The sequence below is a fragment of the Acholeplasma equirhinis genome, from assembly GCF_017052655.1.
Classification (GTDB): Bacteria; Bacillota_I; Bacilli_A; order Acholeplasmatales; family Acholeplasmataceae; genus Acholeplasma; species Acholeplasma equirhinis.
The window spans coordinates 1,059,615-1,078,784 of the sequence record NZ_JAFIDC010000001.1 but is presented as its reverse complement, the minus strand read 5'-3'; the positions used below and the strand labels follow the sequence as shown (position 1 = coordinate 1,078,784).

Below are 19,170 nucleotides of genomic sequence, written 5' to 3'. Positions count from 1 at the left end.
TCATGTTATAATTTAAAGGCATGTAAAAATGCAGATCCTTGTCAGAAATGACCAGAGACCAAAAGGAGGTTAAAGAATGAGAAAGTACGAACTTATGTACATCGCGAATCCAACGTTAGATCCAGAAGCATTAAAACGTCTGGTTGCTGATTTAAGTAATGTTGTTACATCAAACGGTGGTAACATCTTAGAACTTAAAGAAATCGGCTTAAAAGATTTAGCGTACGAAATCAATCATCATAGAAAAGGCTACTATGTATGGATGTTAGTGGAAACTACACCTGCAGGTATCGCTGAATACAAACGTGTGATTGAAATTACTGAAACAGTGATTCGCCACATCGAAGTAAAAGAAGGGGAATAACATGATTAATAAAGTCGTTCTTGTCGGAAGAATTACCAAAGAAGTAGATTTAAGAGCAGTCGCAGGTGGTGGCAGTGTCACTCAATTTACCTTGGCTGTAAATCGTAATTTTACATCTGCAAATGGTGAGCGACAAGCAGATTTCATTTCATGTGTTGCCTGGAGAAATACAGCTGAATTCATGAAGAAATTCGTGAAGAAAGGTGCCTTATTAGGCATCGAAGGTCGTATTCAAACCAGAACTTATGAAGACGCAAACGGTAGAACCGTTTATGTAACAGAAGTTGTATGTGATAATGTACAACTCTTAGAATCTAAAGGTGATTCTAATTCTAATGGTGAATACGAAGCTAAGAGCAACGAAAAAGAACAAGATGAATTCTATGAAACATCTAAACAACTCGTTGCAGACGATGATCTACCATTCTAGAAAGGACTAAAAAAATGCAAGACAGACCAAAACGTGGTGGCTTTAAAAAGCGCAAAAAGGTATGTTATTTTACAGCAAATAAATTCACTCATATTGACTTTAAAGATACTGAATTATTAAAGAAATTTATTACAGAACGCGGTAAAATCTTACCAAGACGTGTAACAGGTACTTCAGCTAAATGGCAACGTCCATTAGCAGTAGCTATCAAGAGAGCACGTCATATGGCATTAATCCCATTCGTAAAAGAATAATTAAAATATACATTTATCCCCAATTTTTGGGGATAAATTTTTTTTATCATATACTTGATATATGATATAATTTTTATAAGTGAGGTAGTCGAATTGAAAAGATTTCTAGTTGTTTTCATATCAATCTTAATATTTATCGGTTCATTTGCATTTTTAGCTATCCTTATTTATCAAGATTTACAAGGTTCAGTTGATGAATTAATGATGATTGCATTCGGACTTGCATTTGTTTCAGCGATCATTTTTAATGTTGCATCTTTAATCTTAAGTCGTATTAAATATAAAAATCAAATTACAAATCTTCAAAACCGTTTAGCACGTTGGAGTAAACTTTCACCACGTGTCAACCAAATTGGTGATGATGCATTCCAAGGACTACCAATTGGTATCATTGTTTTAGATGAAGAATTAACAGAAGTTAAATGGGTTAATAATTTTGCTAAAGAAATTTTTGGCACTAAATTAATTGATAAAAATTTAGGTGAAATCAATACTGCACTTGAAGATTATATTAAATCTGGCAGTCAAGATCGTATTACAATTGCTGTTAACAATGATAAATATGAAGTAAATTATAAAAAAGACCTTCAAGTTATTTATCTATTTAATGTTACTGAACGTGAAAACGTTAAGTTAGAATTCATTAAAAATTTACCTGCAATTGGTATTATCAACTTAGACAACTTCGAAGAAAATATTTCGAACTTTGATATTTCTGAACAGTCTAGCATTAAGGGTGAATATTTATCAACTATTGCAGATTGGGTAGAAGAATACAATGGTTATCTAAAACCTTATGGTGATAACCGTTTAATCATGTTAACAAAGCGTAAAAAGTTAGAAGAAATGATGGCCAATAAGTTTGATATTCTTGAACGTATTCGTTCAATTTCATCAAAATATCAAATTAGAGTTACTGTCTCAATCGGTATTGCAAGCTGGGATTTAGAATATGATGAATTATCAGACTATGCACAAAACGCGATTGAACTTGCTGAAAAACGCGGTGGTGACCAAGCTGTTGTGAATATTCAAAATCAAAAGATTGCATATTTTGGTGCAAAACAAGAAACAACTGCAAAAGCATCTAGAGTGAATGTGCGTCAAAGTGCACTAGAACTGCGTGATATCTTAGATAAAACAGAAACATTATTTATTCAAGGTCATAATCAAACAGATTTAGATTCATTTGGTTCAATGATTGCAACCTTAAAAATGGCATTAACAGCTCCAGATATTACACCGTATTTAGTGGTAGATGAAGAAAAATTAGACCCATCAACATCTTATGTACTATCGATTTTAAAACAAAACAATCATCCAATTTTAAAATATTTAATTTCTACCGAAAAAGCGCTTGAAAAAGCAAACGAAGATACATTCATGTTAATTGTTGATACACAAAATCCAGGTATCGTACATTCACCTGAATTGTTACAAAAAGGTATGAAATTAGGTGTCATTGATCACCATAGAGGTAACGAAGAATCAATCGAAGGTGAATACTCATTTGTTGACTCAAGTGCATCATCAACAATTGAACTGATTATTGAACTTATAAACTTCTTTAATCGTGAGATTTCAATTGATCCACTCGAAGCATCCATTATGTATGGTGGCTTAGTTGTTGATACCAATACCTTTACATATCGTACAACCGCAAGAACGTTTGATGTCGCAGCAAGATTAAAAGACTTTGGTGCAGACTCAATTCTTGTTAAAACATGGTTAAGAAATGATTTAAATAAGACAGTTGAACTCAACAATTTATTTGCATCAGTTGAGATTTTCTTAGACCGTTTCGCAATTGTTAAATCTGAGAAGATTTATCATGACCGTGCATTTATTGCACAAGTTTCGCAAGCTTTACTTGATATCAAAAATATTGATGCAGCATTTGCTATCGTAAAAATAGATATGAATACAGTTGGTATTTCTGCAAGAAGTTTCGGTGCTGTAAACGTCCAAGTTATCATGGAACAAATGGGTGGTGGTGGTCACTTAAATAGTGCTGCAACCCAAATGAAAGACGTTAAAGTAAATGATGCATATCTACAACTTAAGAACATTATAGAATTAGAACATGGAGGAACAACTGAACCTATGAAAGTTATTTTATTAGAGGATGTTAAAGGAAAAGGTAAGAAAGATCAAATCATTGAAGTTGCTGGTGGTTATGCAAATTACTTAATTACAGCAAAACAAGCAATGCCTGCTACAGATGAAAACCTTAAGAAATTAAGCGAACAAAAAGAAATTGAACGCCAACAAGAAATTAAATACTTAAATCTGATGAAGAAGATTGCATCTGAAATCGAAGGTAAGAGTGTGACATTATCACTTGCTGTTGGTGCAGATGGTAAACGTTTTGGTTCAATTACTTCAAAACAAATTGTTGAAGAATTTGAACGCAAACACGGTGTTGTTATTGATAAAAAGAAAATTGACTTAGCAACAGATATTACATCCGCAGGTATTTATCCTGTAACTGTGCATTTAGATAAAGGGGTTAAAGCAAGTTTCGAAGTAAACATTATCGAAAAGAGGGATTAAGTATGTCAACCAAATTACCACATTCAGTAGATGCTGAAAAGTCTGTCCTAGGGGCAATCTTTTTAGATGGTAATTGTGCACCAGCTGTATTTGATGGGATTAGAGAAGAAGATTTCTATGATCCAAATCATAAGTTGATTTATATTGCGATGAAAGACCTCTTTAATCAAAGAAAAGATATTGATTACACGTCTTTATCCAGTCATCTTTCACACAAAGGTCAACTTGAAACCGTTGGTGGTCTCAGTTATTTAATTGAATTATCAAACTATACTGTATCGATTGAACATTTAGATACTTATATGGATATTGTTAGAGATTATTCACTTAAACGTGATGTCATCTCTGTAACACAAAGTTTAGCAGCAGATGGTTTAACATCTGATATTGATTCATTACAGTATCTAGATAAAGTTGAACAGTCTGTCCTAGCATTATCTCAAAGAAGAAAAGTTGGTGGATTTAAACCAATCCCTGAGATTATGACAGAAGTGCGTGATAAGATGCATTTCCTTGCATCAAATAAAGGTGTTACGGGTTTATCAACCGGATTTACAACATTAGATACTTATATCAATGGACTTGAACCTGAAGCATTAATTATTATTGCTGCCCGTCCTTCGATGGGTAAATCAGCATTTGCTATGAACTTAGCATTAAATGCTGCTATGTATAATAAAGACGGTAAAGCTGGCGTTGCAATTTTCTCACTTGAAATGAGTAACGAACAATTAGTTAGCCGTATGATTTCAAGTTTAAGTAATATTGAAAACTCAAAATTAAGAACAGGTCATTTAACTGCTCAAGAATGGAAACAATTTGAAATGTTTACCGATCGTATGACAACACATAATGTCTACTTTGATGACTCAACATCAAGTAACATTAATGAAATTCGTGCAAAGTGTCGTAAACTTGCACAAGAAGGTAAACTCGATTTAATTGTTATTGACTACCTGCAATTAATTCATGCAGATATGCGTGGTAATGCAAGTCGTCAAGATGAGGTTTCTAAGATTTCTCGTGCCTTAAAACAAATGGCTAAAGAATTAAAAGTACCAGTTGTTGCATTATCACAATTATCACGTGATGTTGAAAAGACACAAGATAAAAAACCATTACTTGCCCATTTACGTGAATCTGGTTCGATTGAACAAGATGCCGATATTGTTATGTTTATTCATAGAGATGAATACTATAATAGAGATAAAGAACCATCCGGTGATGCTGAAATCATCATCGCTAAAAACCGTCAAGGTCGAATTGGTTCAATTAACTTTATTTTCCAAACACAATACTCAAGATTTGCAGAGCGTTCAAATTTAGAAGAAACAGCAAATTAAAAAACAAAGTGGAGATTTCTCTCCACTTTTTATTATGTTGGTCGTAGACTAACATAAAACCACCTGCTATGCGGGTGGAATCAAAGGAGCAGTAGGGATAAACAAAAAGAATCCTCTTGGTTGGTATAATGGTAATGACCAATTGCCTTACACCAAATTAAACCAAGGAGGATTCTATCATCAGAACAATGAAGAACGATGATACAAGTAGTTTATCACATACAAGGTGGAACTGCCAATACCACATAGTCTTCACACCAAAGTATCGACGAAAAGCGATCTATGCAAAGTTGAGAAGTGATATTGGCAAGTACATTCGACGCCTGTGTGAATACAAAGGCGTGGAAATAGTCGAGGCACATGCAATGTCAGATCATATCCACATGCTCGTCAAGATACCACCAAAACTAGCATTAAGTTCATTCATGGGGTATTTGAAAGGGAAAAGTAGTTTGATGATTTTTGACGAGCATGTTAATTTGAAATACAACTATGGATCTCGACACTTCTGGTCAGAAGGATACTACGTTTCGACCGTAGGTCTAAACAAGCAAACAGTAGCAAATTATATCAGGAACCAAGAGTTAGATGATCAACTAGCGGATAAGAAGAGCATCAAGGAGTATAAAGACCCGTTTACGGGTAAGTAAGAGTGTCAAAGGCAATTGGGCAAATAAAAAGACCCTCAAATGGGGGTCGCCAGTAATAAAGCCTTGTAGGCGTGTGAGAAAAACCGCGCCTTGAAGACGCGGATTTTTATTATGCTTGGTATGCTTCAAACATCCAAATTTTCTTTTCAAATGATTGAATTGTTGAAATGAGTAAATCCTCAGTTGCATCATCTTTGAGTTCACTTGTTAATTCGATTGTTTCTTTCATTTCTTTAACAAGTTGTTTCAAATCAAGGATGACCTCAGAAACCATCGAAGCAGGTTCAAGTGTTTCTGATTCTTTTAAGGTTGTAAGGGCTAGATATTGTTTTAAACTTGATGCAGGTTTACCACCAATTGTAATCAAGCGTTCTGCAAAGGTATCATAAAGTTCATTAACCTCTTCATATAACGCTTCAAACTGTTTGTGAAGTTCGAAGAACTTAGGACCTTTCACAAACCAATGAAAGTGATGTAACTTTGTGAAAAATACTGCAAAGTTAGCAACGGTTGTGTTTAATTTAGAATCTAATATTTTTTTCATTAGATTTCCACCCTCTTTCTGTACCTCTATCTTATCATACTATCCTATTTTATGGTAAAATAGTATGGCGAAATTGAAAGGATTAGGCAGATGAAAAAATCAACATTGTGGCGTCTTTTCATCACTTTCTTTAAGATGGGACTATTCACTTTTGGTGGTGGATATGTCATGTTATCTGTTATGCAAAAAGAGATTGTTGAAGACAAAAATTGGTTAACTAAAGAAGATATGCTGGATTTAGTCGGTATATCACAATCAACACCTGGACCATTTAGTGTAAATGCGGCAACCTTTATTGGTTACAAGTTACATAAATTCTTAGGATCAATCGTTGCAACACTTGGTGTTGTGTTACCAAGTTTCTTTGTGATTCTTTTAGTTTCAGTATTTTTAGTGAATTTTGAATCAAATCTCTACATTCAAAATGCATTAAGAGGGATTAATGCAGGTGTTTCTGTTTTAATCTTTAAAGCATGGTTCAAGTTATCCAAACAAATTGGACACAATATCTTCAATATTGCATTAATGCTTGTTGGTATTATTGTGAGTTTAGTGTTTCCACAATTTAGTATTATTTATTTAATCTTTATTGTTGGTTTAACTGGATTTATACTTTCCTTTTTTGTCAAAGAAAAAAAGGAGGAATTAGAAGATGCTAATTGAAATACTTAAACTCTTCTTTATATTCTTCCAAATAGGATTATTTACCTTTGGTGGTGGATACGCGATGATTCCGTTAATTAGAGGTGAAATTGTTTCAAATGGGTATTTAACGATTACTCAAGTTGATCAATTCATTGGTATTGCAGAATCTACACCTGGACCGTTTGCAATTAATATTGCAACATTTGTTGGATTTAATTCCTATGGTATCTTTGGTGCAATACTTGCCACATTAGGTGTTGTCTTACCAAGTTTTATTATCATTTTACTTATTGCATATTTTAGTGCAAAAATTTTAAAAACAAAACCAGTCAGAGGGATGCTTGCATGGATCAATCCACTGACTATTGGTTTAATCTTATCTGCTGCAATTTCTGTTGCAGTTAACGCAATATTCAAAGCTTATCCATGGGATCCAGGATTTGATGTTGATTATGTGGGACTAGGTATTTTTGGTGTGATTTTAGTGCTTGCATTTACAAGTAAGAAAATAAGTCCAATATTATTGATTCTTATTTCAGCAATCTTAGGTTTAATTGGATATGCCATATTCTAAGGAGATGTATTATGTTTGATCGTTTAAAATTAATTAAAGAAACTTATATGAAAATTCAAGAGCGTCTTGAGTCTGGAATCACAGATGTCAAGGAAATAACTAAACTCATGAAAGAATCAAGAAGCTTAGAAGAAACTGTTGAGACATATGACATTTACTTAAAAGCTGAAGCTGAATTAAAGGATCTCGATGAATTATTTGAAATCGAAGAAGATCCTACAATGCTTGAGGTTGCTAAAGAAGAATATAAAGCCTTACAAGCAAAAATTGAAACTTTAGAAGAAAAATTAAAGATTTTATTATTACCTAAAGATCCTAATGATGATAAGAACGTTATTATGGAAATTAAAGGTGCTGCAGGTGGAGATGAAGGTAACATCTTTGCTGGAGACTTATTTAGAATGTATTCTAAATATGCAGAAGCTATGGGATGGAAGATTTCACTAATTAACGTATCACATGGTGCAATGGGTGGATTTACCTCAATTGAATTCATGGTTTCAGGTGATAGAGTTTATTCATTCTTAAAATATGAATCAGGTGTACACCGTGTGCAACGTGTACCTGAAACAGAAACTCAAGGTAGAATTCATACATCAACTGCGGTGGTACTTGCATTACCTGAACAAGATGAAATTGAATATGATGTTAAATGGGAAGATATTAGATTTGATACTTTCCAATCATCAGGTGCGGGTGGACAATCTGTTAATACAACATATTCAGCTGTCCGTTTAACACACATTCCAACAGGTGTTGTTGTTCAATCACAAGAAGAACGTAGCCAACATGAAAATAAAGATAGAGCGTATAAATTATTAGTTTCAAGAATTTATGACCAACTCATGCAAGAACAAATGGAAAAAGAAGGTTCAAACCGTAAAGCACTTGCAGGACGTGGTGATCGTTCTGAGAAAATTAGAACATATAACTATCCACAAAATAGAGTAACAGACCATAGAATCGGGTTAACTTTAAATAGACTGGATGTGATTATGGAGGGTCGTATTGATTTAATTATTGAACCACTTATTAATGAGTATCAAAAGAAAGCACTTGAAGGTGACAAGAATTGACCTTAAGAGAAACTTTAAAAACATATGAAAAATTAGCAATTGATAACAATAAAGAAGGTGAAGCAGTTAAACTGCTCATTATGGAGTTATCTCTTTTAACACCTACTCAATTTTATTTAAATCAAAATGAGCAAGTTTCAGAACCGGTTTTAAAACTAATTGATCAAGCAGTTAAAAAATATGTTTTTGAAGATGTTCCTATTCAACATATTCTTGGTTTCTCATACTTCTATGGATACAGGTTCAAAGTAAATGAAGATGTGTTAATTCCACGTCGTGAAACGGAAGAACTTGTTGAAGAAGTTTTAATGATTTATGATGAATATTTTAATGGCAATGAGGTAGAAGTTATTGATCTTGGAACAGGTTCTGGTTGTATATCTGTAACCTTATCTGTTGAAGAAGACAAGATGAAAATCGATGCAGTTGATTTATCAGAAGCGGCTCTAAAGGTTGCTAAAGAAAATAATCAAACACTTGGTGGAACAGTTAACTTTTTCCAATCTGACTGGTTTAAAAACGTTAAGAAAACATATGATATTATTGTTGCAAATCCACCATATATTCCAAATGGTGAGGCTGTTGAAGCAATTGTTAAGAAAGAACCAAGTTTAGCACTTTATGGTGGTATTGATGGTTTAGAACCTTATGAAATCATCTTAAGAAATGCTAAAAATCATTTAAAGAAAAAAGCGTTGATTGCCTTTGAACATGGCTATCAACATAAAGATGCTATCAGAGCAATTGCATTAAACTATTTCCCTGATGCAGTGATTTACCAAAAGAAAGATTTACAAGGCAAAGATCGCATGACCTTTGTAGGTATAGGCGGTGTATTAAAAAATGAATAAAGTCATTATTTTCCCAACAGATACTGTATACGGTATTGGGACCCCAATTTTAGATAAAGAAGGTATCAGAAAGATTTATGAAATCAAAGGTCGTGATTTCAATAAACCTTTAGCAGTCTTATGCAGTAACTTAGATCAAATGACTGAATTTGGTTATGTTACAGATGATGCAGTTAAACTTGCTAAAGCATTTTGGCCAGGTGCACTCACATTAATTTTAAAATCTAAACCAGATTATGCAAAAGAATCTGGTGAAGTTACAATTGGTGTTAGAATGCCTAATCATCCACTTGCATTAAAAATTATTGCAATGCATGGTCCAATGAAGACAACCTCAGTCAATAATTCAGGTGAAGCACCACTGAATGATTACGCAATCATCAAGGAAAGATATGCAGATAAAGTAGATTATATCTATCCAAATGATCAAAAGTTAAGTGAAGTTTCTTCAACTGTGGTTGATTTAACACAAGATGAACCTAAAATCCTAAGATTAGGTGATATAACATTAGAAGATATTAAAAAAGTGCTACAAAAGTAGTGCTTTTTTGTTAGTTAATGGGGCATTTATGATAAAATTAGAGAGGCTAAAAAAAGGAAGTATTATTTATGGAAATTAGAAACGTCGCCATCATCGCACACGTCGATCATGGTAAAACTACATTAGTTGATAAGTTACTCCAACAAACTTTGATTTTGAATGATTTTCAAAAAATGTCAAGTTCAATGGACAGTAATGATATTGAAAGAGAACGTGGTATTACAATCTTAGCAAAAGCAACTTCATTAACATACGATAACTATCGTATTAATATTATGGACACTCCAGGTCATGCTGACTTTGGTGGTGAAGTTGAACGTATCATGTCACTTGTTGATGGTGTTATGTTACTTGTTGATGCTAAAGATGGTGTTATGCCACAAACAAAGTTTGTTTTAAGAAAAGCCTTAGAAGCGAAATTAAAACCAATTGTTGTATTAAACAAATTAGACAGACAATTTGCAGACCCTGCAAGAGTCTTAAACCAAGTTTATGATTTATTTATCGACTTAGGTGCAGATGAAGAACAATTAGAATTCCCTGTTTTATATGCATCTGGTTTAATGGGTTTAGCATCATATGATGATAAAATCAAGGAAGCTAAAGATATGAAACCAATCTTAGATACAATCATTAAACATGTACCAAGCCCAAGAGTATCAGAAGGTACTCTACAATTCCAACCAGCTTTAATTGATTATAATGAATACGTTGGTAGAATGGGTATTGGTAAAGTCTTCCGTGGTACATTATCAGTAAACCAAATGGTTTCATGTATCAGAGAAGATGGTAGAATTGAAAGTTTTAGAGTTCAAAAATTATTCCGTTATGTTGGATTAAATAAGATTGAAGTTGATAAAGCTGAAAAAGGTGACATCGTTGCAATCGCAGGTTTAGCTGACATTCATGTTGGTGACACAATTTGTGAAGTTGGTGATACTGTTGCCCTACCTCGTTTACATATTGATGAACCAACAGTTCAAATGACATTCTTAACAAACAACTCACCATTTGCTGGTAAAGAAGGTAAATTTGTTACAGCATCTAAAATCTCAGATAGACTTTATAAAGAAGTTCAAAAAGATGTCTCACTTAAAGTACAAGATTCAGCAGGTTCAGAGTCTTGGATGGTATCTGGTCGCGGTGAATTACACTTAGGGATCTTAATTGAATCTATGCGTAGAGAAGGTTATGAATTCCAAGTATCTCGTCCAAAAGTTATCTTAAAGGAAATTGATGGACAATTATATGAACCATATGAAGAAGTTCAAGTCGATGCACCAAATGATTATGTTGGTTCAGTGATGGAATTAATTGGTTCACGCTTTGGCAACATCATTAAAATGGAACAAGGCATGAATGAATCAAGATTAATTTATCATATGCCATCACGTGGTATTATCGGTTTAATGACTCAATTCTTAACAGTCACTAAAGGATATGGTGTGTTATCACACGTCTTCCTAGAATTTAGACCATACATCAAAGAATCTGTTGGTAACAGACAAAATGGTGCCCTAATTTCTATGAAAGAAGGTATGACAACTGCTTATGCGATTGGTAAACTTGAAGATCGCGGTGTGTTTTTCGTAGAACCACGTGTTCAAGTTTATGAAGGTATGATTGTTGGTATGAACAATAAAGATAACGATTTAGTCGTTAACGTTGTTGAAGAAAAGAAATTAACGAATATGCGTTCAGCAACTAAAGATGCAACAACCGTACTTAAACGTCCAGTTGAAATGGGACTTGAAGCATGTATGGACTTTATTAATGATGATGAATATATTGAAATCACACCAAAGTCTATCAGAATTCGTAAAAAGTACTTAACTTTAATTGAAAGAAAACGTGCAAACAAATTTGAGGGAGAATAAGACTCCCTCTTATTTTAGAAATTTTATCAGTTTTATTATGTTATAATAATTTACAAGGTAAGGTGAATAAAAATGAAAATTGGCATTGCATCTGATCATGCTGGATTCGATATGAAACAACAACTCGTTACACATTTAGTTGAAAAAGGATATGAAGTTGAAGACTTCGGCACACACACTATTGATCGTGTGGACTACCCTGATTATGCTAAACTTGTAGCAAATGATGTTGTAAATGGTCATATCGCATGTGGTATTTTAGTTTGTGGTACAGGTATTGGAATGAGTATTGCAGCGAATAAAGTTAAAGGTATTCGTGCAGCACTTGTTTATAATGAACTAACTGCAAGACTTGCAAAAGAACATAACCACGCAAATATTATTGCAATCGGTGGTAGAACTCAAACAGTGAGTGAGGCTAAACTGATTGTAGATACATATTTAAATGCGCATAAAGAATCACGTCACGAAGGTCGAATTGAAAAGATTGCTAAGATTGAAGAGGAAAACCTCTAATGAGTAAAGTAGTCGTTTACAAACACCCATTAATTGAACATAAGATGTCAATTATTCGTGATAAAAATACATCAACAAAAAACTTTAGAGAAAATGTCTCTGAAGTATCAGCGTTACTTGTTTATGAACTTACAAAAGATTTAGAAACAGTCGAAAAAGTAATTGAGACTCCACTCACTAAAATGGTTGCTAGAGAACTTAAAAATCCAGTTGTCTTAGTACCAATTCTTAGAGCTGGTCTTGGTATGGTTGAAGGTATTCAAAACCTTATACCATCAGCAAAAGTAGGACATATCGGTTTATATCGTGATGAAGAAACATTAAAACCTGTGACTTATTACGCTAAATTTCCAAATGATATTTTAACAGGGTGTGTCATTGTCTTAGACCCAATGCTTGCAACGGGTGGTTCTGCAAGTTATGCGATTCAAACACTCAAAGACAAAGGTGCTAAAGACATTCGATATGTCGGTTTAGTGGGATGTCCAGAAGGTGTAGCACGACTTCAAAAAGATCATCCAGATGTCCCTATTTATTTAGCTGCACTTGATGAAGGATTGAATGAAAAGAGTTATATCGTCCCAGGTCTTGGTGACTGCGGAGATCGTTTATTTGGAACCAAATAATGAATGAGTTTGTTAGATATATTGTTTTCTGGACAGGTTTTATCGCAACTTTCTTCGTGGTCTTTAAAATCCTTCAAGCAATTCAAATTGAACGCATATTTAAAAAATACCGCTTGTTTGAAATTCAAGCAGCATACATTATTATTACAATTTTATGTAGTTATTTAATGGGTAGATTTTTAATCGATTTCATTGATCTTATGCCATGGAACTAGAATTTCTCTAGGACCATGGTTTTTTATTTTAGAAAATAAGTAACTGTTTTTATCAAGTAGTGATGTATCACCTATAAAACTTAACATGTATGTGACATCTGTTAAGAATGTTTTATCGATAATATGATCTTGGAAAATAGAATCAATGGTATGAATTTTATCGTATGAAAATGAAACCTCATAGTTTAAAGTTGTTTCTTTCTTTTCAATTGTTGCAAGATTTAAAGCTTCTTTAGTAGCCTTAGCATATGCACGGATGAGGCCACCTGCACCAAGTTTAATACCACCAAAGTATCTAACAACAACCGCATAGACATTCTTTAAGCCATAGTGGTTTAATATTTCTAGAATTGGAATACCAGCTGTACCTGAAGGTTCACCATCGTCATTTGAACCTTGTGTATTTTCAATGACATAAGCAGTACAATAGTGGGTTGCTTTTGGATATTTTTTCTTAATATCTTTTAAAATATCAGGAAACTCATCTGTTGATTGAACAGGTGTGATGATTCCAATAAATTCTGATTTTTCAATTATGATTGTATTTGTAATCGTTTCTTTTAAATAAAACATGTTTTCACCGTTATTAAGTATAACATAATTTAGAAACTGTTTTATATGTTAACCATAATTTGATATAATATTAAAGGTATCTTCGTCTTTTGAAAATTGGAAAGGATTAGTCAAAATGAGTCTAAACGCAGCTAAAAAGTTAATAAAAGATCTTAAGAGAAAAGGTCATCAAGCCTATATGGTGGGTGGCGTTGTGAGAGACTTCTTGATGAAATCTAAATTTTCAGATATTGATATTACAACATCTGCTAAACCATATGAAGTAATGAAGTTATTCAAAACTGTTCCAACTGGATTAAAATACGGTACAGTTACTGTGTTATATGACAATGCACAATTTGAAGTAACAACATTTAGACAGGATGGACCAACATCTGACTTCCGTCATCCGGATTCAGTTATTTATTCTGATAATGTGAATGATGATGTACAAAGACGAGACTTTACAATAAATGGTATCTTAATGGATGATTACCAAAACATTTATGATTATGTTGGTGGTCAACAAGATATTATCAACAAGATCATTCGTACAATTGGAGATCCTGATCAAAGATTTAATGAAGATGCGTTAAGAATGCTTCGTGCAATCTATTTCCAATCAAAATTAGGCTTCATAATTGAAGAAGAAACTAAACGATCAATTCGCCGAAATAGACATTTAATTCAAGAATTACCAATGGAACGTGTACACACTGAAATGATTAAAATTCTTAAAGGTGAACACTTAAAAACAGCGTTAGAATCAATGATTGAAACGGGTCTAGATGAAGTTCTACCTGGACTAGAAAAAGGTATAAAATACGCTGCTACACTCGATTTAATGCCTTATGTGGATCCTTTCTTCGCTCTCGCATTTACATTAAACAACGGTATTGTTCCAGCAGAATGGCCATTTAGTAATATACATCGAAATAAATATCAAAAAGCAGCAGAACTTGCACTTAAGACGAAAGAGTTTATTGATGATGTGAATCTTTATCATTATGGTCTTGAAATTTCAATTCTAGCAAATAAAGTAAATGCATTCCGTGGTATTGCTAAACACGCTGAGAAAAAAATTATTGCAGCATATGAAGCATTACCTGTTAAATCAGAACTTGATTTAGCATTAACAAGCCAAGAAATATTAGATTTCAAAAATAAAAAACCAGGTGCTTGGTTGGGTATTTTAAAGAAACAAATGATTGAAGACATCTTACTTAAAAAAGTTTCAAATGATAAAAACTCACTCTACAAGTATTTAGAAAGTAAGGCATAATATGGAAAAAATTATTGGTAAAATTGAGTCCATTAATAAAGGACCTAACTACTGCAATACAACGATTTTATTAGAAGATAAAAAACATTTAAATATTAAACTTGAATTAGGTCAAGATGTCTTAATTCAAATGGGAAAAATATTCCAATTTGAAATTGAATCTTTCTTAAGAGAAGAAGTTACACAATATAAAGCTATTTCAATTAAACCCATTGATGAGGTTGGTATTGATAGTGACCGTATGGCTGAACTTGTTCAAGCATTTTATGAACATGCACCACTTAAGATTTCAGAAATCAAAAAAGGAATTGAATCCTTTTTAAAGAAGATTTCAAACCCTGTATTAAAAGCAGTTACTGAAGAAGTATATAAAAAGTATATTAATCAATTTTATTTACATCCAGCAGCAACCAAATTCCATCATGCATATTTCGGTGGATTATCATATCATACATATTCAATGTTAAAGATGATTGATCCAATGGTTGATATCTACCCATTCTTAAACCGTGATTTATTATATGCAGCAACAATCCTACATGATGTATCAAAAGTTGATGAAATGACAGGTGTTGATGGAGAATATACTAAAGAAGGACAACTTTTAGGTCATATTGTCATGGGTGCTTTAGAAATTGACAAGGCAGCAGTTAAATTAGGACTTGCTGAATCTGAAGAAGTGATGTTATTAAAGCACTTAATGATTTCACATCATGGTATGTTAAACTTTGGATCACCTAAGAAACCTCAAACAGGTGAAGCATTACTATTATGGTATATTGATTCGATTGACTCTAAGTTTACAGAACTTGGTGTTGCATTAAATTCAATTGAACCAGGTGAATTTACACAATCAATTAACGTACTAGATAAGATGAGATTCTATAAACCAAATCTTAAAAATGATAAAGAATAACAAAAGTTATTCTTTTTTTTATGTTTAATAGTAAATAAAAAAAGGACACCGTAAATTGGTGTCCTTTATTGATTAATTAAAATTAACCTCTTAAAATGTCATACCATTGTGAGTAGATTGCTGCATATTGTGCATTTGTAGCGCGGTCATAAATTGAATCAGTTCCGTTAGCTTGTGCAAAGTATGCATAGTTGAAGAATTGGTTTAAGTTAGCCTCTCTTAATGCTTGTAATTTAGCATTTTGTGAAGCATCAGCTAATTGGATATTGCCATTGAAAATGAAGTTGAATGCAATTTCTAATTGAGCATATGAGTTGTTGTAAGCAGTTTGAATTGGTGTGAAGTATTTATTGATTGCTGTAACAACTGAAGTTGGTAATGTAACTACGCCAGTTTCTTCTTTAGACTCTTCAATGTAGATTAAGATTTGTTCCCAAGTTAGATCATCAGTATTGTTTAATCCTGATAATTTAGCACCTTCAACATATGGATTATCAATCTTAGATTCGAATGAACCTTCATCACCTTCAGCTTTTGCTGATGATGGTTGAGTGTATCCTGTTACTAAGATTAAGTGCCATCCAAAGCCTGAGCGTGTTTTAGATGTTGAGAAGTTTGCTGCACCAAAGTTAACTTCTGAATCGCCTAATGATGGAGCATATAATGGTAAGATTTGGTTTGGTTCAATGTCATCTGCTTCGATTGCATCTTTTAAGTGATCAGCAAGAGCCATCGCATAATTGAAGAAGTCAGCATCTAAAGAAGAAGAACCACCAGGGAAGTTTGTAGTATTTGTGATTTCACCTAAAGTTTCGAACTTAAGTTGTAAGCCTAAACGTTTAAATGGAACCCATACATCTTCACGATTGTATTTGTTAATGAACTCAAGAACTTGTTCTGGAGTTGGGTTTGGACCTAAGTCAGCTAATGTCATTAATGATAATTCAACGCGAGTTGCACTGTTATAAGCAGATACAACAGCATTTAAACCTTCACTCATGCTTGATGATAATGAAGCACGTTCGTTGATCTTTTGAATGAATTCAGCAATAACAGCTTCAAGTTGAGCCATATTGTCAATATCGTTGCCTTGTAAGTCAACTAAGTTAGCTTCTTCAAAGTCAATATTGTTTGGATTATCTGGTGAACCATCTTGGTTTAAGTCAAGATAGATTAATAAGTGAGAAGCAGAAATTCCAACAGCATTTTGTCTGTAAATTAATGATAAATCAGCAAATTTAGTATAGATATGCTTATCTACGTCATTTGTAGCGAAGTGTTTTGTTAAATCTTCTTCGAATAAGTCACGTAATTTAGATTGAACGAATGCCCTGTCGATTGCATCGTGCATAGCACCTTTACCATCGCGATCCCAAGCACCGAAGCCTAATAATAAGAACTTCTCAATACCCATAGTTGCAGGGAATCCAGCAGTTTCATATTGGTTAGCTAAGAATGGATTTACGTATTGAGCTTCAAAGTCTTCTCTGAATTCAGCATGTAATTCATCAGTGATTTGATCACCATAAGTTGCTCTTAATTTTTTCATTAAGACAATATCAAGTGCAGTTGACAAACCTAAAACATTATCTAATTCATCGAAGAAGTCATCAACAAGGATGTCATCTCCGTTTACTCTTGCTAATAAATCGTTACCTTCAAAGCCTTCTGAGCCTTTATAACCTTTTTCATCACGATAGAACTCGCGGAAGATTGGGTCGAAGATATCAATTGTAGCTGATTCGTATTTTTCGTTAACTTTAGAAGTGATGTAAGCAGCAGTTAATCTTGATTTTTCTAATGCTTTTAAAGATTTGATGTACATTGCTTTCGCATTTTCTGCATTTGCATTATCATCTGTTGTCCAGAATACTGGGTTTTCAGCATCAGTTTCATTTAAAACATCTTTATCATCTTCACGGTTGTCATTTAATAAGTAAACTAAATATGATTTATTGTTGAAGTTTTGTACTTGACGTGAGTATGGACGATTATATGTTTTACCATCTTCGTTTGGACCATCTTTAGTCTCTAAGTATAAAGATTCTTTATCTAAACCGTAAACGTAGTTTCTTAATTGTGTATTACCAGTAAATACTGGGTTTGAGTACGCCATTTTGAATGCTTCTTCGATATCAACTCTGACACCAGCATCAGCAAGATCTGCAATGTTATCTGGTGCAAATTTTGTTGAGTTTAGATCATCATAAATCTTTAAGAAGTAGTATAATACTTCGTTTTCATTACCTTCGTCACCTAAAATTCTTGAGTAGAAGTTGTTGTCTACTGCAGATTGTAGAGTGTACTTATTGTAGTAAGTTGCAAATTGAGGTGTACGATAGTCAATAACATCTAAATCAGCTAAATCGATACCTAATCCACCATTTGCAAGAGAATCTGTAATGATTTTCTTAGCTTTACCTAATGATGAGTTTGCATCATAGTCATCTGCTTTAATTGCAGCAATGACTGCAGGATCATTTAGGTTAGGGATAAAATACCATTCACCACGTGAGTTAGATTTGATAGCGTATTTGTATCTTAATAATTCATTTTCTTTAACAGAAGCAAATTGAATAATTAATGCATTAACATCATAACGACCAGCAATATTATTCTTGTAGTATGTAACAGCTTGAGCTTCAGAGATATAAGCAGTTGAATCTTCATCTGCTAATTCGCCTGAAAGATTACCCTGTTCATCAACCTCTCCTAATAGAGATTTTGCATACACTTGTTTAAGTACTGGTAAAGTGTATTGTTGGATAACTGCAGCAACGATAGTGTTGAATCCAGCGATTGAAGTATAACCGAATTCATAATCAGCTTCTTCATCATATTCATCACTTTCGTAATAAGCAACTGCATCTTCCATAATTGCTTCAAGATAAGCGATTAATTGAGCTTTATCAGTGCCCGGATTAGTGATAACAAATGAATCTGCAAAAGATAAAATTCTTTGTGCAAGTTGATCATCAGTCATTTCACTAATTGTTTTTGGTGAAATAGTTGCATTTGAGAAGAGTGCTGTATTGATTTCTGTTTCAAATGCTTTAACTTCAAAGTCTGAGAGGTTTGCAGTGTCAAGTTCAACATCTTTAAACACGAGTTTATCGATAACAGATGTTAATCTGCTTAAAGAAGAAGTTCTTAGATTGTTGTATAGTTCTTTGTTTGTAACTGTGTAACCACCTAATTCTAAGTAGTTACCGTCGCTTATTGAGCCGTATGGAACATTCCCACTGGTGTTCTCACACGCCACTAGCGCAAGTGCTAGAAAGCCGACTAATAAAAAAATAGCGAGTTTCTTTGCGGATAATAACGTTCTTAATATTTTCATGTATGCGTTCACTCCTTAAAT

Annotated in this window: 20 protein-coding genes; 17 read left to right on the top strand and 3 right to left on the bottom strand. The window is 33.3% G+C overall.

Annotated features, from left to right (window positions below; translation table 11 throughout):
* The first annotated feature begins 76 nt into the window (after window positions 1-76).
* The 6 genes from rpsF (at window position 77) to tnpA (ending at window position 5,594) form a co-directional block, all read left to right on the top strand.
* The gene (gene rpsF / locus JV173_RS04950) at window positions 77-364 is read left to right on the top strand and encodes a 30S ribosomal protein S6 (protein ID WP_205735185.1); all 288 of its coding nucleotides are present in this window, start codon (window positions 77-79) and stop codon (window positions 362-364) included.
* Between the two features lies 1 nt (window position 365).
* Entirely contained in the window at window positions 366-794 is a 429-nt protein-coding gene (gene ssb / locus JV173_RS04945; RefSeq protein ID WP_205735184.1) for a single-stranded DNA-binding protein, read from the top strand.
* Window positions 795-808: 14 nt separating this feature from the next.
* Window positions 809-1,048 carry a 30S ribosomal protein S18 gene (gene rpsR / locus JV173_RS04940; RefSeq protein WP_205735183.1) on the top strand — a complete coding sequence of 80 codons (240 nt, stop codon included), beginning with the start codon at window positions 809-811 and terminating at the stop codon, window positions 1,046-1,048.
* A 93-nt stretch (window positions 1,049-1,141) separates the two neighbouring features.
* Complete coding sequence (rplI, locus tag JV173_RS04935) at window positions 1,142-3,601, top strand: 50S ribosomal protein L9 (protein WP_205735182.1); 2,460 nt, start codon at window positions 1,142-1,144, stop codon at window positions 3,599-3,601.
* Between the two features lie 2 nt (window positions 3,602-3,603).
* The gene (dnaB, locus tag JV173_RS04930; protein ID WP_205735181.1) at window positions 3,604-4,944 is read left to right on the top strand and encodes a replicative DNA helicase; all 1,341 of its coding nucleotides are present in this window, start codon (window positions 3,604-3,606) and stop codon (window positions 4,942-4,944) included.
* Window positions 4,945-5,132: 188 nt separating this feature from the next.
* Complete coding sequence (gene tnpA, locus JV173_RS04925) at window positions 5,133-5,594, top strand: IS200/IS605 family transposase (RefSeq protein WP_205735180.1); 462 nt, start codon at window positions 5,133-5,135, stop codon at window positions 5,592-5,594.
* A 109-nt stretch (window positions 5,595-5,703) separates the two neighbouring features.
* Here the strand turns inward: tnpA and JV173_RS04920 are convergent, their stop codons facing one another.
* Window positions 5,704-6,138 carry a Dps family protein gene (locus tag JV173_RS04920; protein WP_205735179.1) on the bottom strand — a complete coding sequence of 145 codons (435 nt, stop codon included), beginning with the start codon at window positions 6,136-6,138 and terminating at the stop codon, window positions 5,704-5,706.
* 90 nt (window positions 6,139-6,228) lie between these two features.
* Between JV173_RS04920 and JV173_RS04915 the strand changes: the two genes are divergently transcribed.
* The 9 genes from JV173_RS04915 to JV173_RS04875 all read left to right on the top strand — a co-directional run bounded on the left by JV173_RS04915 (window position 6,229) and on the right by JV173_RS04875 (window position 13,059).
* A complete protein-coding gene (locus JV173_RS04915; RefSeq protein ID WP_205735178.1) occupies window positions 6,229-6,801 on the top strand; it encodes a chromate transporter in 573 nt (190 codons plus the stop codon).
* Entirely contained in the window at window positions 6,791-7,357 is a 567-nt protein-coding gene (locus tag JV173_RS04910; protein WP_205735177.1) for a chromate transporter, read from the top strand. The genes JV173_RS04915 and JV173_RS04910 overlap by 11 nt, the downstream gene beginning before the upstream one ends.
* Before the next feature lie 11 nt (window positions 7,358-7,368).
* On the top strand, window positions 7,369-8,433 hold the full coding sequence (prfA, locus tag JV173_RS04905; RefSeq protein WP_205735176.1) for a peptide chain release factor 1: 1,065 nt from the start codon (window positions 7,369-7,371) through the stop codon (window positions 8,431-8,433).
* On the top strand, window positions 8,430-9,284 hold the full coding sequence (gene prmC, locus JV173_RS04900) for a peptide chain release factor N(5)-glutamine methyltransferase (protein ID WP_205735175.1): 855 nt from the start codon (window positions 8,430-8,432) through the stop codon (window positions 9,282-9,284). The genes prfA and prmC overlap by 4 nt, the downstream gene beginning before the upstream one ends.
* Complete coding sequence (locus JV173_RS04895) at window positions 9,277-9,825, top strand: L-threonylcarbamoyladenylate synthase (RefSeq protein WP_205735174.1); 549 nt, start codon at window positions 9,277-9,279, stop codon at window positions 9,823-9,825. Before prmC ends, JV173_RS04895 begins: the two co-directional genes overlap by 8 nt.
* A 68-nt stretch (window positions 9,826-9,893) precedes the next feature.
* On the top strand, window positions 9,894-11,702 hold the full coding sequence (gene typA / locus JV173_RS04890) for a translational GTPase TypA (protein ID WP_205735173.1): 1,809 nt from the start codon (window positions 9,894-9,896) through the stop codon (window positions 11,700-11,702).
* Window positions 11,703-11,774: 72 nt separating this feature from the next.
* Complete coding sequence (rpiB, locus tag JV173_RS04885; RefSeq protein WP_205735172.1) at window positions 11,775-12,218, top strand: ribose 5-phosphate isomerase B; 444 nt, start codon at window positions 11,775-11,777, stop codon at window positions 12,216-12,218.
* Window positions 12,218-12,844 (top strand): uracil phosphoribosyltransferase, encoded by a 627-nt coding sequence (upp, locus tag JV173_RS04880; protein ID WP_205735171.1) that lies wholly within the window; start codon window positions 12,218-12,220, stop codon window positions 12,842-12,844. The genes rpiB and upp overlap by 1 nt, the downstream gene beginning before the upstream one ends.
* Window positions 12,844-13,059, top strand: a complete 216-nt coding sequence (locus JV173_RS04875) for a DUF1146 family protein (RefSeq protein WP_205735170.1) — start codon at window positions 12,844-12,846, stop codon at window positions 13,057-13,059. The genes upp and JV173_RS04875 overlap by 1 nt, the downstream gene beginning before the upstream one ends.
* On the opposite strand, the gene JV173_RS04870 is transcribed toward JV173_RS04875, so the two are convergent.
* Window positions 13,024-13,632 (bottom strand): IMPACT family protein, encoded by a 609-nt coding sequence (locus JV173_RS04870; protein ID WP_205735169.1) that lies wholly within the window; start codon window positions 13,630-13,632, stop codon window positions 13,024-13,026. The genes JV173_RS04875 and JV173_RS04870 overlap by 36 nt on opposite strands.
* A 115-nt stretch (window positions 13,633-13,747) precedes the next feature.
* Between JV173_RS04870 and JV173_RS04865 the strand changes: the two genes are divergently transcribed.
* Both JV173_RS04865 and JV173_RS04860 read left to right on the top strand, forming a co-directional pair.
* On the top strand, window positions 13,748-14,893 hold the full coding sequence (locus tag JV173_RS04865; protein ID WP_205735168.1) for a CCA tRNA nucleotidyltransferase: 1,146 nt from the start codon (window positions 13,748-13,750) through the stop codon (window positions 14,891-14,893).
* A 1-nt stretch (window position 14,894) separates the two neighbouring features.
* Window positions 14,895-15,809, top strand: coding sequence for an HD domain-containing protein (locus tag JV173_RS04860; protein ID WP_205735167.1), 915 nt, complete (start codon window positions 14,895-14,897; stop codon window positions 15,807-15,809).
* Window positions 15,810-15,891: 82 nt separating this feature from the next.
* On the opposite strand, the gene JV173_RS04855 is transcribed toward JV173_RS04860, so the two are convergent.
* The gene (locus JV173_RS04855; protein ID WP_205735166.1) at window positions 15,892-19,149 is read right to left on the bottom strand and encodes a hypothetical protein; all 3,258 of its coding nucleotides are present in this window, start codon (window positions 19,147-19,149) and stop codon (window positions 15,892-15,894) included.
* Window positions 19,150-19,170: the final 21 nt, after the last annotated feature.

What these genes read in the sequence shown, in the direction of transcription:
- JV173_RS04910 (WP_205735177.1), top strand. Translation starts at nt 6,791, where the DNA reads ATGCTAATTGAAATACTTAAACTCTTCTTTATATTCTTCCAAATAGGA.
- rpiB (WP_205735172.1), top strand. Translation starts at nt 11,775, where the DNA reads ATGAAAATTGGCATTGCATCTGATCATGCTGGATTCGATATGAAACAA.
- ssb (WP_205735184.1), top strand. Translation starts at nt 366, where the DNA reads ATGATTAATAAAGTCGTTCTTGTCGGAAGAATTACCAAAGAAGTAGAT.
- rpsF (WP_205735185.1), top strand. Translation starts at nt 77, where the DNA reads ATGAGAAAGTACGAACTTATGTACATCGCGAATCCAACGTTAGATCCA.
- dnaB (WP_205735181.1), top strand. Translation starts at nt 3,604, where the DNA reads ATGTCAACCAAATTACCACATTCAGTAGATGCTGAAAAGTCTGTCCTA.
- prfA (WP_205735176.1), top strand. Translation starts at nt 7,369, where the DNA reads ATGTTTGATCGTTTAAAATTAATTAAAGAAACTTATATGAAAATTCAA.
- JV173_RS04855 (WP_205735166.1), bottom strand. Translation starts at nt 19,149, where the DNA reads ATGAAAATATTAAGAACGTTATTATCCGCAAAGAAACTCGCTATTTTT.
- JV173_RS04895 (WP_205735174.1), top strand. Translation starts at nt 9,277, where the DNA reads ATGAATAAAGTCATTATTTTCCCAACAGATACTGTATACGGTATTGGG.
- JV173_RS04875 (WP_205735170.1), top strand. Translation starts at nt 12,844, where the DNA reads ATGAATGAGTTTGTTAGATATATTGTTTTCTGGACAGGTTTTATCGCA.
- tnpA (WP_205735180.1), top strand. Translation starts at nt 5,133, where the DNA reads ATGAAGAACGATGATACAAGTAGTTTATCACATACAAGGTGGAACTGC.
- rpsR (WP_205735183.1), top strand. Translation starts at nt 809, where the DNA reads ATGCAAGACAGACCAAAACGTGGTGGCTTTAAAAAGCGCAAAAAGGTA.
- JV173_RS04920 (WP_205735179.1), bottom strand. Translation starts at nt 6,138, where the DNA reads ATGAAAAAAATATTAGATTCTAAATTAAACACAACCGTTGCTAACTTT.
- JV173_RS04915 (WP_205735178.1), top strand. Translation starts at nt 6,229, where the DNA reads ATGAAAAAATCAACATTGTGGCGTCTTTTCATCACTTTCTTTAAGATG.
- JV173_RS04860 (WP_205735167.1), top strand. Translation starts at nt 14,895, where the DNA reads ATGGAAAAAATTATTGGTAAAATTGAGTCCATTAATAAAGGACCTAAC.
- typA (WP_205735173.1), top strand. Translation starts at nt 9,894, where the DNA reads ATGGAAATTAGAAACGTCGCCATCATCGCACACGTCGATCATGGTAAA.
- upp (WP_205735171.1), top strand. Translation starts at nt 12,218, where the DNA reads ATGAGTAAAGTAGTCGTTTACAAACACCCATTAATTGAACATAAGATG.
- JV173_RS04865 (WP_205735168.1), top strand. Translation starts at nt 13,748, where the DNA reads ATGAGTCTAAACGCAGCTAAAAAGTTAATAAAAGATCTTAAGAGAAAA.
- JV173_RS04870 (WP_205735169.1), bottom strand. Translation starts at nt 13,632, where the DNA reads ATGTTTTATTTAAAAGAAACGATTACAAATACAATCATAATTGAAAAA.